The organism is Modicisalibacter tunisiensis (genome assembly GCF_020148005.1).
GTDB lineage: Bacteria > Pseudomonadota > Gammaproteobacteria > Pseudomonadales > Halomonadaceae > Modicisalibacter > Modicisalibacter tunisiensis.
Genome location: NZ_JAGXFD010000001.1, coordinates 831,606 through 844,614, shown reverse-complemented (window position 1 = coordinate 844,614; position 13,009 = coordinate 831,606). Strand labels below are relative to the sequence as shown.

Below are 13,009 nucleotides of genomic sequence, written 5' to 3'. Positions count from 1 at the left end.
TGGCATGTCCCTTTCACTGTCAATGCCTGTGCAAGACAAGACTGGCCGGCCCCCTTCCTCATGCCGACAGCTCCTCGATCATCTGCTTGATCCGATCGGTGCAGGCCTTGAGGTCGGCGTCGATTTCCTCCAGCGGACGCGGCGGCGTGAACTTATAAAAGTGCCGGTTGAAGGGGATCTCGAAGCCGACGATGCCGATGCGGCCGTCCAGCGGGTCGCGCTTGTCCTCGTCGATCCAGGCATCGGGCACGTGAGGCGTTACCTCCCGCGCTAAATAGTCGAACACCGACTCATCCAGCGGAACGTTCTCGAAGTCGCGCAGGCCGGTGTCGGGCTCGGGGTTGCCCTTCCTGTCGGTGCAGATGTCGGCTTCACTGTCGCGCTCGGACAGGGCGTTGAGGATGACCTTGAGGACCGGGGCGCCGATTTTGAGCCCGGTGGGCTTGAGCACGGCCTTCAGGTCCTTGGTGAAGGCGTCGCGATTGGTGTAGCGGCGCTCGGCATCCAGGGTGGCACAGGCGGCCCTGATCGCCTCCCTATCGGCCGCCGGGAGCTTCTGCAGGGTCTTCTCGTCATCAAGTTTGGCGAGGCGCTCGTGGCTCGCCTGGAAGTTCAGGCGCAGCGGGCGCTCGACGGTGATGCGCCGGTAGCCGAAGGCCTCCACCGGGAAGACCTTGCTCTCCTCGGTTTCCTGGAAGGCGCCGTAGCTGCGCACGATCTCGTCGATGTCCCGATCGGTCACGTACTGGCGCTTGCTGCCCAGCGACTTGCGCATCTTGGTGTAGCGCTCGGTGGCGTTGATCAGCTGCACCTTGCCACGCCGCTCGGCCGGCTTGTGGTTGGAGAGCACCCATACGTAGGTGGCGATGCCGGTGTTGTAGAACAGGTCCGTGGGCAGGGCGACGATCGCCTCGACCAGGTCGTGCTGCAGCAGGTAGCGGCGGATCTCGGACTCGCCGCTGCCGGCCCCGCCGGTGAACAGCGGCGAGCCGTTGAGGATGATGCCGATCCGCGAGCCGCCGTCCTTAGGGCGGCGCATCTTGCTGACCAGGTGCATCAAAAACAGCAGCGAGCCATCGGAGACGCGCGGCAGGCCCGGGCCGAAGCGGCCGTCGTAGCCCTTCTGCTTGTGCTCGTCGGTGACCTGCTTCTGGACCTTCTTCCACTCGACCCCGAACGGCGGATTGGCGAGCATGAAGTCGAAGCGCTCGGTGGGCAGCTGGTCGTCGGAGAGGGTGTTGCCGAGCTTGATCTGGGCCACGTCCTGGCCCTTGATCAGCATGTCCGCCTTGCAGATGGCGTAGGACTCCGGGTTCAACTCCTGGCCGTGCAGCGACACCGTGACCCTATCGCTGACCTGCTGGATGTACTCGTCGCTTTCGGAGAGGAAGCCGCCGGTGCCCGCCGTGGGGTCGTAGACGGTGGCGATGCGGTGCGGGTGCAGGGTCTCGTCCTGGCCGGTCAGCACCAGCGAGGTGGTCAGGTGCACGATGTCGCGGGGCGTGAAGTGCTCACCGGCGGTCTCGTTGGAGCTCTCGGCGAACTTGCGGATCAGCTCCTCGAAGATAACCCCCATGCCGTAGTTGCTGATCCGCGCCGGGCTCAGGTCGATGCTGGCGACCCGCTGCACCACCTGGTAGAGCAGGTCGTTGGCGGCCAGCTGCTGGACGAAGTCCTCGAAGTGGAAGTGATCGAAGATCTCGCGGGCATCCTGGCTGAACGCCTGCACGTAGCTCATCAGGTCGTCGGCGGTCTGGGTATCCGAGAGGGTGCCCAGCGACAGTGGCGAAGCGTTGAAGAACTGCTGCCCGGCCGCCCGCAGCAGCAGCTTCTCGCGCACTGCCTCGGGTTTGCTGGCGTGTTCCCGGGCGGCGCCCAGCACGGCCGCCTTGGTCGGCGCCAGCACGCACTCCAGGCGCCGCAGCAGGGTAAACGGCAGGATCACCCGCCCATACTGGGACTGCTTGAAATCGCCGCGCAGCAGGTCCGCGACGGACCAGATGAAGGCGGCCGTCTGAGAATGGCTTTCGATGCTCACTGACTGTTCCCCGGTGTCGATGCAGGTGCCTTGCGATAACGCCATGATACAGGGCCAAGGCTGCTTAACGGCAAGCTGGCTAACCGGCCTTGAGAGCGCGGCCTGCCCGTGCAGATAGCCGTGCGCCGCCTTTATCCGGCCGGCCGGGATCAAGGCAGAGTTACCCAAGGCACCCCTGAGGTGCAGTATCGTAGGAATATGAAGGAACGATGAAGTGCGGCTTTCAGCAGGTCAGGAAAGGCGATTTCGTGCTGGTATCTCAGGACCACCCAAAGCAACACGGCAAACGACGAACTATCCCCGGCTTCTTTTTGTCCATACAATTAAAGCCATGCGAATAGACTTCGATCCTGACAAGAGCGCACGCAACGAACGCGAGCGGGGGCTGCCCTTCACGGCAGTCGAGCGCTTAGATTGGGAAGGGGCGCTGTACACGGAAGACACGCGGCATGACTACCCCGAGCGGCGCTTCGTTGCCCTGGGGCTGATTGGCCAGCGCGTCCATGTGGTGTGCTTCACGCCGGTCGATGGCGGGATTCGGGTCATCAGCTTTCGCAAAGCCAATGCACGAGAGGTAAGGCGCTATGAGCAAGCGACTGACGGATAAGGAAGGCGAAGTCAGGGAGCTGACCGACCAGGACGTTAAGCAGATGCGTCCCATGTCTGACGTGCTGCCCGCCGATCTCCAGCGCACCATCCGGCAACAGGGTCAGCGTGGCCCACAACAGGCCCCGACCAAGGTGAAGACGACCATGCGGCTGTCGCCTGATGTGGTGGATCATTTCAAGGCTCAGGGGCCGGGCTGGCAACGCCGGATCGACCAAGCGCTGCGCGAGTACATCAGGGAGCATGGCTAGGTGTATGGTCCCGCGAAGAAGTGGTTCGAATCCTATAGGGCGGGCCAGATACAAAAGGGGCCTGCGAGCAATCGCAGGCCCCTTTTCGTGCGTGGTTGCCGCCTATGCCGCGCAGGCGGTGTCGCGCTCGTCGGTGACGGCGAGCGTGCCGGCGGAGCGGTCATCCCCCGGCACGGGCGAGGCGTCTTCCCCGTCCTCGGCGGCTTGTACCGTGGTGAACCGCGACACGTAGTCGTCGAGCCGTTCGGACTGCCGATACAGCGTGCGGGCGGCGGAGACGGCGTGCCGGGCGAGATCGGCGTTGCTCCGCGTGGTCTCGTCGATATCGGTGATCGCCTGGTGAATCTCGCTGATGCCGTGGCTCTGCTCCCGCGAGCCGCGGGCGATCGCCTCGAGCCGCGAGGTGATGCGCTGGCTCATGCTCTCGACCTCCTCCATGGTGGTGCCCGCCGTCTCGATGCGTCGGGTGCCCCGGTCCACGCAGGCGTGGGTATCCTCGATCAGGCGGCGGATGTCGCCGGCCGCCGAGCCGCAGCGCTGGGCGAGGTTGCGTACCTCGCCGGCCACCACCGCGAAGCCGCGGCCCCGCTCGCCGGCGCGCGCCGCTTCCACCGAGGCGTTGAGCGCCAGCAGGTTGGTCTGGAAGGCGATGTCGTCGATCATCGCGATGATCGTGAAGGCCTGGTCCGAGCGCTGCGTGGCCTCGTGCATCGCGGCGATCGCCTCGCGGGTCTGCTGCCCGCCCTGGTCGATCACCTGCACGGCCTGCCGGGACAGCGCGAGCCCCTGCTCGGCATGGTCGGTGTTGCTCGTGACCGTGGTGGTCAGCGCCTGCATGCTGGCCGTGGTCTGATGAACGGCGCCGGCCTGGCGCTCGGCCCGGATGGCGAGGGCGTCGCTGGTTTCGGCCAGGGCGCCGGCGTTGTCGCGGACATCGTCGCTGCTCGTCGCCATCGTGTTGACCATCTGGCGCAGCGCCGCCTGCATCCGGCCCAGCTCGTCGAACAGGCGGCCGATCTCGTCGGCGCGCCCGGCCTCGACCGGGGTGGCCAGATCGCCGTCGGCGATGCGCTCGAAGTGCTGCCGGGCCTGGTTCAGGCGGCGAAACAGCCGGCGCTGCGTGATCAGGTAGCTGAGTCCGACCAGCATCAGGGCCAGGCCCAGTGTGGCGGGCATGCCCAGACGCATCCAGGTCACGCTGCGGGTCATCTCCGCCGCCGCCCGGGTGCCCTGGCTTCCGGCATGGGCGACGAGCTGCTGCAGGGCGTCGTCGAGCTGGCCGGTCAGCCGGTTGGCCGTCAGCTTGGCCTGGGTGTAGGCCGACATGTCCCAGGCGTCGAGGGCGGTGAAGCTCGGCTCGATGCCCTCGGCGATCAGCGCCTGGAAGGCCTGCTGGGTGGTCTCGAGCAGCGCCTTCTCGTCGCCGCTCGCCGCGGTGGCGTCGAAACGCGTCAGCGCCGCCTTCGCCCGGGCGAGTTCCGCCTCGGCCTTGTCCCAGGCCTGCTGCGACTGCTTGACCTTGAGGCGGTTGTAGAGGGTCTGGAAGGTGTCGAGCTGCAGGCGCGTGCTCATCAGGGCGCCGTAGGCGCGCTCGGCGGCGCCGATCTGATGGACGTTCAGGCGGTCGAGGGTGTCGAAGGAGGTCTTGGCGCGGCTCAGCGCGACGTAGCCGGCGCCGCCGACCAGCATGAGCAGCAGCGTGAAGAGCAGCAGCATGCCGATCATGCCGGTGCGCAACGTCATCGTTTTCATGGTGTTCCTACCCTGCGTCGGTGCGGCTCTGGTGGCCGTTTCAAGGAAGCCGGCCTCGAGCCGGCGCCGGACGGTGGCGCCGAGTATGTAAGAAACAGGTAACAGAACGATGACAGGGCGGGCCGGACGCGGCGTCCGGCCCGGTGCGGCGGTTCAGGGCGCCGTGACGGCGGGCAGCCAGAACGCCAGCGCGAGCAGGGCGGCCAGCAGTACCGGCGGGGTGATGAGCAGCCCCACCTTCATGTACTGCCCCCAGCCGATACGATAGCCCTTGCCGGCCAGCACGTGCAGCCACAGCAGGGTGGCCAGGCTGCCGATGGGGGTGAACTTGGGGCCCAGGTCGTTGCCGATGACGTTGGCATAGACCATCAGCTCCCGGGTGGTGTCCGAGACCGTGGCCTGGTCGATGGCCAGCGCGCCCACCAGGGTCGAGGGCATGTTGTTCATCAGCGAAGCGAGCAGCGCCGAGAGAAAGCCGGTGCCCACGGTGGCGACGAGATCGCCCTGGCCGCCCAGCCAGACCAGCACCCGCGATGCGCCGGCGGTGAGCCAGGCGTTGCCCAACCCATAGACCACCAGGTACATGCCCAGCGAGAACAGCACGATCTGCCAGGGGGCGTTGCGCAGCACCCGGGCGAGAGAGATGACGTGGACGTGGCCCGGCGTGAACCAGCGCCCGGCGATGGCCATCAGCACCAGGGCCGCCGTGCCCATGATCACGGAAAACGGCAGCTGCCAGCGGGTGGTCAAAAACAGCGCGACCAGCAGCACGGCCAGCAGCGGAAAGGCCGCGCGGAAGACCTGCGGGTCGCGGATCGCCCGGGCCGGGGGCTCGAGCCGCTCGACGTCATAGGTCCGGGGTACCTCGCGGCGAAAGTACCAGCCCAGCACCAGCAGCGTGGCGGCCAGCGAGACCAGGTCGACCGGCACCATCACCTGGGCGTAGCGCGTGAAGCCGACGTCGAAGAAGTTGGCGCTGACGATGTTGACCAGGTTCGAGATGACCAGCGGCAGGCTGGTCGAGTCGGCGACGAAGCCGGTGGCGATGATGAAGGCCAGCGCGGCGCCGGTGCTGAACTCGAGCCGCGCCAGGATGGCGACGACGATCGGCGTCAGCAGCAGCGCCGTGCCGTCGTTGGCGAACACCGCCGAGATCAGCGCCCCCAGCACCACGATCAGCGGAAACAGCCGGCGCCCCCGGCCGTCGCCCCAGCGGGCGATGTGCAGCGCCGCCCAGGCGAAGAACCCGGCCTCGTCGAGGATCAGCGAGATGATGATCAGCGCCACGAAGGTGAAGGTGGCATCCCAGACGATGTGCCAGACGACACCCACGTCGCCCCAGCCGACGACCCCGGTGGCCAGCGCCAGCGCGGCGCCGCCCAGCGCGCTCCAGCCGATGCCCAGCCCGCGGGGCTGCCAGATGACCAGCACCAGCGTGATCAGAAAGATGGCGAAAGCCAGCATGCGTATCTCCGGGGTCTCAGGAGGCGGGAGAATGGCGCACGACCTCCCCATCCTCCTTGGTGAAAGTCGCCACGGGGCCGGGCAGCAGCTCGAGGACCGTTTCCGACGGCCGGCACAGGCGGGTTCCCTTTTCCGTCACCACGATGGGGCGGTTGATCAGGAGGGGGTGCGCCAGCATGGCGTCGATCAGCTGCTCGTCGGTCAGCGCCGGGTCATCCAGACCCAGTTCGGCGTAGGGCGTGCCCTTGCGGCGCAGCAGTTCCCGCGGGGCCATGCCCATCGCCGCGAGCAGCTCACGCAACTTCGCCCGCGAAGGTGGCGTCTTCAGGTACTCGATGACATGGGGCTCCTCGCCGGACTGGCGCATCATCGCCAGCGTATTGCGCGACGTGCCGCAGTCCGGGTTGTGGTAGATCACGCTGATCATGACGGGGTCTCCGTATCGGTGGGGCAGGCGGGTTGCAGGGCCTCGCACAGCTCGGGGCGGCCGGCGCAGCAGTCGTTGACCAGGAAGCCGAGCGTGTCGCGCATCGCGGCCAGGTCGGCGCGGTAGACGATCGATCGGCTGCGGCGCTGCGCGATCACCAGGCCGGCGCGTGACAGCACGCCCAGGTGGGTGGACAGGGTGTTGTGGGGCACGTCCAGGCGCCGGGCGATCTCGCCGGCGGGCAGGCCGTCCGGTTCGTGGCGGACCAGCAGTCGGAAGGCCGCCAGCCGGGTGGGCTGGGAGAGCGCCGTGAAGGTCTCGATGAGGTTTGTATCGTCCATATGTCGAGAATTACAGACATGATGGATAGGCGCAAGGGATGGCGACCAAAGTAATCGCAGTGGGCTTTGACGAGGGCGCAGGGGCCGGCTGGAGAGGAGAGCTATCTGCACTAGCCCGGGGATGGCGGCGTCGATCCGAACCGGCGCGACATTATCGCTGAATGGTGCAAAGAGGCGCGGCCACCGTATCGACGGCGGCCGCGTGCGGAGCTGGGAGGCTAGCGCGTCACGCCGCCGAGTAGGGCACGACCTTCTGGTCGATGGCGCCGAAGAGGCTGTTGCCCTCGCGGTCGAACATCTCGATGCGTACCCGGTCGCCGAAGCGCAGGAAAGGGGTCTTCATCTCGCCGTGGAGGATTTTCTCGACCATGCGCACCTCGGCCAGGCAGCTGTAGCCGACGCCGCCCTCGGCGATCGGCTTGCCGGGGCCGCCGTCCTTGCCGGGGTTGGAGACGGTGCCCGAGCCGATGATCGCGCCGGCCTCGAGACGGCGGGTCCGCGCGGCGTGGGCGACGAGCTGGGGAAAGTTGAAGATCATGTCCGGTCCGGCCTCGGGCTCGCCGAACGTCTCGCCGTTGAGGTGCACGGTCAGCGGCCGATGGACCCGGCCGTCGCGCCAGGCGTCCCCCAGCTCGTCGGGGGTCACGGCGATCGGCGAGAAGCTCGACGCCGGCTTGGCCTGGAAGAAGCCGAAGCCCTTGGCCAGCTCGCCGGGGATCAGGCCGCGCAGGCTGACGTCGTTGACCAGCATGATCAGCTTGATGTGCCCGGCGGCCTGTTCCGGCGTCACCGCCATGGGCACGTCGTCGGTGATCACCGCGATCTCGCCTTCCAGGTCGATGCCGTGCTCCTCGCTGACCGCCTCGATGTCCTCGGTGGGCGCCAGGAAACTGTCGCCGCCGCCCTGGTACATCAGCGGGTCGGTCCAGAAGGTCTCGGGCATCTCGGCGCCACGCGCCTGGCGCACCAGCTGGACGTGATTGAGGTACGCCGAGCCATCGGCCCAGTGGTAGCTGCGCGGCAGCGGCGAATGCAGCGCGCTCATGTCCAGGTCGAAGGCCTCGTCGGCTCGGCCGGCGTTGAGCTCGGCATAGACGGCCTCGAGCCGCGGGGCCAGGGTGTCCCAGTCCTCGATGGCCTGCTGCAGGGTGGCGGCGATCTGCGGCACGCGCACGGCGCGCGTCAGGTCGCGGGAGACCACCACCAGTTGGCCGTCACGGCCGTGCTTGAGAGAAGCGAGTTTCATGGATCGATCCTTGGTTGTCGTCGGGAATGTGCAATCAGCGGTGTTCCGGGGTGAAGTGCGACGCCAGCCCCGCCCAGACATCGACGTAGTCGGCCTGGCGGAACGGCGCCTGCCGCGCGGCGGACGTGGTCCGGAAGACGTAGCGGCTTTCGAACATGAACGCCAGGGTGTTGCCCTGGTACTGCGGCGCGAGCTCGGCATGGCTGGCCTGCTCGAAGGTCTCGGCGTCCGGCCCGTGGGGCGACATGGCGTTGTGCAGGCTGGCCCCGCCGGGCAGGAAGCCTTCCGCCTTGGCGTCGTACTCGCCGTGGACCAGGCCCATGAACTCGCTCATCAGGTTGCGATGGAAGTAGGGCGGGCGGAAGGTGTCCTCGGCGACCATCCAGCGCGGCGGGAAGATCACGAAGTCGATGTTGGCCGTCCCCGGGGTGTCCGAGGGCGAGGTCAGCACGGTGAAGATCGACGGGTCCGGATGGTCGAAGCTGACCGTGTTGATGGTGTTGAAGCGGGCCAGGTCGTACTTGAAGGGCGCATAGTTGCCGTGCCAGGCCACCACGTCGAGCGGCGAGTGCGCAAGCCGGCTTGCCCACAGCCGGCCCGCGAACCGCGCGACGAGCTCGAAGTCGCCGTCGATGTCCTCGTAGGCCGCCACCGGGGTCAGGAAGTCGCGCGGATTGGCCAGACCGTTGGCACCGATCGGCCCCAGGCCGGGCAGCTCGAAGGGCGCGCCGTAGTTCTCGCAGACATAGCCGCGCGCCGCGGCATCGTCCTCGAGGCGGACCTGGAACTTGACGCCGCGCGGGATCAGGCCGATCTCGCCGGGAGCGACGCGCAGCTCGCCGAGTTCGGTGCGCAGCCGCAGGGCGCCCTGCTGGGGCACGATCAGCAGCTCGCCGTCGGCATCGTACAGGAAGCGCTGCTCCATGCTGCGGTTGATGGCGTAGACATGCACGCCGCAGCCCTGCTGGGCGCTCGCGTCGCCGTTGACGGCCAGGGTCAGCAGGCCGTCGATGAAGTCGACGCCGCCCTCGGGCAGCGGCCGCGGGTCCCAGCGCATCTGATTGGGGTCGGCGGCGGCGTCGGCCGAGGGCGCCGTGACCCAGTCGCTGTCGGCCAGCGGGTGGTAGGCGCTCTGCACCACCGAGGGGCGGATGCGATACAGCCAGCTGCGCAGGTTGCGCTGGCGCGGTGCGGTGAAGGCCGAGCCGGAGAGCTGCTCGGCATACAGGCCATAGGGGCAGCGCTGCGGCGAATTCTGGCCCTCGGGGAGGGCGCCCGGCAGGGCCTCGCTGGCATGGTGATTGGCGAAACCGCTCTGATAGGAAGGCTGGGCAGGACGCATCGTGGACCTCTCTCGACCGGTCGCGGGCGTGACCGTGGGTGTTGTTAGTTTCATTTGAAACTAAATCGTAGAGAGAAGCGGCGGTCGCGGTCAAGGGCTTCGTGTGCAAGGCGCGCAACCGAAAATTTCAGGCGGCGAGGTGTCATCAAACGAACATCTAATGGTCAGGATTCTGAAACGCGGCCACCTTTAAGATCGCTGTCGTCTTTCGAACGACGGACCCGATAACAATACCTGATCGTTCGATCAGCGAGTCGCGGTACGGGTAGTTCCGTGTCCGACGACCCCAATCTTGTACAGGAGCCTTGCATGTCTCGTTCACCGTTGACTCCCTCCCTCGCGTGGCGCCGCCCCGCCCTGGGGCTGGCCGGTACCCTGGCCGCGACACTCTTGAGCCTGGGCTCGGCTCAGGCCGAAACACAGATCGAATGGTGGCACGCCATGGGCGGCGGGCTCGGCGAGAAGGTCAACGAGATCGCCGACGACTTCAACGCCAGCCAGGACGAGTACGTGGTCAAGCCGGTGTTCAAGGGCAACTACACCGAGACCATGACCTCGGCGATCGCCGCCTTCCGTGCCGGCAAGGCACCGCAGATCGTGCAGATCTACGAGGTCGGCACCGCGACCATGATGCACGCCAAGGGCGCCATCGTGCCGGTCTACCAGCTGATGGCGGACGCCGACGTCGACTTCGATCCGAACGCCTACCTGCCGGCGGTCGCCGGTTACTACACCACCACCGACGGCAAGATGCTCTCGCTGCCGTTCAACTCCTCCACGCCGGTGACCTACGTCAACCGCGACATCCTCGACAAGGCCGGCGTCGACGAGGTGCCGACCACCTGGCAGGGGCTCGGCAAGGCGCTCGAGAAGGTGGTCGATTCCGGCGCCGCGGAGTGCGGCCTGACCACCACCTGGCCGTCGTGGGTGATGCTCGAGAACTACTCGGCGCGCAACGACATTCCCTTCGCCAGCGAGGCCAACGGCTTCAAGGGGCTGGATGCCCGCCTGCAGTTCAACAAGACCGCGGCGGTCGATCATATCCAGCGCCTGAACCAGTGGCAGAAGGACGGGCGCTTCGTCTACGGCGGTCGCAAGGACCAGGCGGCGCCCAAGTTCTACTCCGGCGAGTGCGCGATGATGATGGGTTCCTCGGCCTCCTACGCCGGGGTGCGTGACAACGCCGACTTCAACTTCGGTGTCGCGCCGCTGCCCTACGATGCCGACGTCGTCGACACGCCCAACAACACCATCATCGGCGGTGCCTCGCTGTGGGTGCTCAACGGCGCCAGCAAGGCGCAGAAGGAAGGCGTCGCGGCGTTCTTCAAGTACCTCTCCTCGCCCGAGGTGCAGGCCGACTGGCACCAGTTCACCGGCTACCTGCCGATCACCACCGCGGCCGCCGACCTGACCCGCGAGCAGGGGTTCTATGACAAGAACCCGGGCACCGACGTGGCGATCAAGCAGATGACCGGCTCCGCGCCCACCGAGAACTCCAAGGGGCTGCGGCTGGGCAACATGGTGCAGATCCGTGACGTGATCAACGAGGCCCTGGAGAAGATCTTCTCCGGCGACGTCAGTGCCCAGGCCGGGCTCGACGAGGCCGCCGAGAAGGGCAATGCACTGCTGGCCAAGTTCCAGCGCGCCAACAGCTGATTGCCCGGCAGGTCCGGCCCGCCACCGTGAGCCGGTGGCGGGCCGGCGTGCGTTGCGGAGACCCTGAATGACCCACTTTCAACGTTATCGCTTCACCCCCTGGCTGCTGATGGCGCCGCAGCTGATCATCGTCGGGGTGTTCTTCTTCTGGCCGGCGCTGCAGGCGGTCGAGCAGGCCTTCTACGTCGAGGACGCCTTCGGCCTGTCGCGGCAGTTCGCCGGGCTGGCCAACTTCGTGGCCGTGCTGCAGGAGCCCGACTACTACCAGGCGCTGGGCACCACCGTGGTCTTCTCGCTGTCGGTGGCGCTGGGGGCCATGGCCATCGCCCTGCTGCTGGCGGTGCAGGCCGACCGCGTCCTCAAGGGCGCCAACGCCTACAAGACGCTGCTGATCTGGCCCTATGCCGTGGCGCCGGCGGTGGCCGGCGTGCTGTGGCTGTTCCTCTTCGATCCGACCCTGGGACTGGTGAGTGCCGCGCTCAAGGCGCTGGGCGTCGACTGGAACCACAACCTCGACGGCAGCCAGGCGCTGCTGCTGGTGATCCTGGCCTCGATCTGGAAGCAGATGAGCTACAACTTCGTGTTCTTCCTGGCCGGGCTGCAGGCCATTCCCAAGAGCCTGCTGGAGGCGGCCGCCATCGACGGCGCCGGCCCCTGGCGGCGTTTCTGGACGGTGACCTTTCCGCTGCTGTCGCCGACCAGCTTCTTCCTGCTGGTGATGAACAGCGTCTACGCCTTCTTCGAGACCTTCGGCACCATCGACACCGTCACCGGCGGTGGCCCGGGCGGTGCCACCACCACCCTGGTCTACAAGGTCTACCAGGATGGCTTCATCGGCCAGGACCTCGGGGCGAGTGCCGCCCAGTCGGTGCTGCTGATGATCCTCGTGGGTCTGCTGACGCTGATCCAGTTCCGTTTCGTCGAACGTCGAGTCCAGTACTGATGCGCTACCAACGACCCGGGCTGGATCTGGCCAGCCACCTGCTGCTGGCCGTGGGTTGCGGCCTGTTCTTCCTGCCGGTGTGGCTGGCCTTCACCGCCAGCACCCACTCCATGAGCGACCTCTACGCCAACGTCGCGCCGCTGTGGGTGGGCGATGCCGGACTGTCCAACTACGCGCGGCTGATCCATGATCCGGTGAGCGGCCTGGGCACCGACGTGCTGCGGCTGCTCGCCAACTCGATGGTGATGGCGCTGGGCATCGCCGTGGGCAAGATCGCCATTTCGCTGCTGGCCGCCTACGCCATCGTGTTCTTCCGCTTCCCGCTGCGTCGGCTGTGCTTCTGGCTGATCTTCATCACCCTGATGCTGCCGGTGGAGGTGCGCATCCTGCCCACCTACGAGGTGGTCGCCGACCTGCACCTGCTCGACAGCTACCCCGGCCTGATCCTGCCGCTGATCGCCAGCGCCACGGCGACCTTCCTGCTGCGCCAGTTCTACCTGACCATCCCGCCGGAGCTGGTCGAGGCTGCGCGCATCGACGGCGCCGGCCCCTGGCGCTTCCTGCGCGACATCCTGCTGCCGCTGTCGAAGACCAACATCGCCGCGCTGTTCGTGATCATGTTCATCTACGGCTGGAACCAGTACCTGTGGCCGCTGCTGATCACCACCAACGCCGACTACCTGACCGTGGTGGTGAGCCTCAAGCGCCTGCTGACCACCGGCGATGCGCTGGTGCCCTGGCAGGACGTCACGGCCACCGCGATGCTGGCCATGGGGCCGCCGGTGCTGGTGATCCTGCTGATGCAGCGCTACTTCGTCAAAGGCCTGGTCGAGACGGAAAAGTAAGCGGTTACTCTACGGGCGCGAGAGGATTTGTACGAAACGTCGGCGAGCGCAGGCCGTTTCCGTGCAAAGCCCGGGCGCCCTCGAAGAATGCTGACGAG

Annotated in this window: 12 protein-coding genes; 5 read left to right on the top strand and 7 right to left on the bottom strand. The window is 67.0% G+C overall.

Annotated features, from left to right (window positions below):
* Positions 1–58 precede the first annotated feature (58 nt).
* Positions 59–2,038, bottom strand: coding sequence for a type I restriction-modification system subunit M (locus KGQ91_RS03890; protein WP_224416202.1), 1,980 nt, complete (start codon positions 2,036–2,038; stop codon positions 59–61).
* 214 nt (positions 2,039–2,252) lie between these two features.
* Here KGQ91_RS03890 and KGQ91_RS03885 point away from each other — a divergent pair, with 214 nt between their 5' ends.
* Positions 2,253–2,645 (top strand): BrnT family toxin, encoded by a 393-nt coding sequence (locus tag KGQ91_RS03885; protein WP_224416203.1) that lies wholly within the window; start codon positions 2,253–2,255, stop codon positions 2,643–2,645.
* A complete protein-coding gene (locus tag KGQ91_RS03880; RefSeq protein ID WP_224416204.1) occupies positions 2,623–2,895 on the top strand; it encodes a BrnA antitoxin family protein in 273 nt (90 codons plus the stop codon). The genes KGQ91_RS03885 and KGQ91_RS03880 overlap by 23 nt, the downstream gene beginning before the upstream one ends.
* 102 nt (positions 2,896–2,997) lie before the next feature.
* Here KGQ91_RS03880 and KGQ91_RS03875 read toward each other — a convergent pair whose 3' ends face one another.
* The 6 genes from KGQ91_RS03875 to hmgA form a co-directional block, all read right to left on the bottom strand.
* Entirely contained in the window at positions 2,998–4,647 is a 1,650-nt protein-coding gene (locus tag KGQ91_RS03875) for a methyl-accepting chemotaxis protein (RefSeq protein ID WP_224416205.1), read from the bottom strand.
* A gap of 153 nt (positions 4,648–4,800) precedes the next feature.
* Entirely contained in the window at positions 4,801–6,111 is a 1,311-nt protein-coding gene (locus KGQ91_RS03870; RefSeq protein ID WP_224416206.1) for an arsenic transporter, read from the bottom strand.
* A 16-nt stretch (positions 6,112–6,127) separates the two neighbouring features.
* Entirely contained in the window at positions 6,128–6,538 is a 411-nt protein-coding gene (gene arsC / locus KGQ91_RS03865) for an arsenate reductase (glutaredoxin) (protein WP_224416207.1), read from the bottom strand.
* A complete protein-coding gene (locus KGQ91_RS03860) occupies positions 6,535–6,879 on the bottom strand; it encodes an ArsR/SmtB family transcription factor (protein ID WP_224416208.1) in 345 nt (114 codons plus the stop codon). Before KGQ91_RS03860 ends, arsC begins: the two co-directional genes overlap by 4 nt.
* Before the next feature lie 226 nt (positions 6,880–7,105).
* Positions 7,106–8,125 (bottom strand): fumarylacetoacetate hydrolase family protein, encoded by a 1,020-nt coding sequence (locus KGQ91_RS03855; protein WP_224416209.1) that lies wholly within the window; start codon positions 8,123–8,125, stop codon positions 7,106–7,108.
* Positions 8,126–8,159: 34 nt separating this feature from the next.
* Positions 8,160–9,467, bottom strand: coding sequence for a homogentisate 1,2-dioxygenase (gene hmgA, locus KGQ91_RS03850; RefSeq protein ID WP_224416210.1), 1,308 nt, complete (start codon positions 9,465–9,467; stop codon positions 8,160–8,162).
* A 309-nt stretch (positions 9,468–9,776) separates the two neighbouring features.
* On the opposite strand from hmgA, the gene ugpB reads away from it, so the two are divergent.
* The 3 genes from ugpB to ugpE all read left to right on the top strand — a co-directional run bounded on the left by ugpB (position 9,777) and on the right by ugpE (position 12,911).
* On the top strand, positions 9,777–11,123 hold the full coding sequence (gene ugpB, locus KGQ91_RS03845; RefSeq protein WP_163650232.1) for a sn-glycerol-3-phosphate ABC transporter substrate-binding protein UgpB: 1,347 nt from the start codon (positions 9,777–9,779) through the stop codon (positions 11,121–11,123).
* 67 nt (positions 11,124–11,190) lie between these two features.
* Positions 11,191–12,066, top strand: a complete 876-nt coding sequence (ugpA, locus tag KGQ91_RS03840) for a sn-glycerol-3-phosphate ABC transporter permease UgpA (RefSeq protein ID WP_224416211.1) — start codon at positions 11,191–11,193, stop codon at positions 12,064–12,066.
* Positions 12,066–12,911 (top strand): sn-glycerol-3-phosphate ABC transporter permease UgpE, encoded by an 846-nt coding sequence (ugpE, locus tag KGQ91_RS03835; RefSeq protein ID WP_163650234.1) that lies wholly within the window; start codon positions 12,066–12,068, stop codon positions 12,909–12,911. Before ugpA ends, ugpE begins: the two co-directional genes overlap by 1 nt.
* The last annotated feature ends 98 nt before the right edge of the window (positions 12,912–13,009 follow it).

Coding starts and splice junctions, on each gene's coding strand:
- KGQ91_RS03880 (WP_224416204.1), top strand. CDS start 2,623: ATGAGCAAGCGACTGACGGATAAGGAAGGCGAAGTCAGGGAGCTGACC.
- KGQ91_RS03875 (WP_224416205.1), bottom strand. CDS start 4,647: ATGAAAACGATGACGTTGCGCACCGGCATGATCGGCATGCTGCTGCTC.
- KGQ91_RS03870 (WP_224416206.1), bottom strand. CDS start 6,111: ATGCTGGCTTTCGCCATCTTTCTGATCACGCTGGTGCTGGTCATCTGG.
- arsC (WP_224416207.1), bottom strand. CDS start 6,538: ATGATCAGCGTGATCTACCACAACCCGGACTGCGGCACGTCGCGCAAT.
- KGQ91_RS03860 (WP_224416208.1), bottom strand. CDS start 6,879: ATGGACGATACAAACCTCATCGAGACCTTCACGGCGCTCTCCCAGCCC.
- KGQ91_RS03855 (WP_224416209.1), bottom strand. CDS start 8,125: ATGAAACTCGCTTCTCTCAAGCACGGCCGTGACGGCCAACTGGTGGTG.
- hmgA (WP_224416210.1), bottom strand. CDS start 9,467: ATGCGTCCTGCCCAGCCTTCCTATCAGAGCGGTTTCGCCAATCACCAT.
- ugpB (WP_163650232.1), top strand. CDS start 9,777: ATGTCTCGTTCACCGTTGACTCCCTCCCTCGCGTGGCGCCGCCCCGCC.
- ugpA (WP_224416211.1), top strand. CDS start 11,191: ATGACCCACTTTCAACGTTATCGCTTCACCCCCTGGCTGCTGATGGCG.
- ugpE (WP_163650234.1), top strand. CDS start 12,066: ATGCGCTACCAACGACCCGGGCTGGATCTGGCCAGCCACCTGCTGCTG.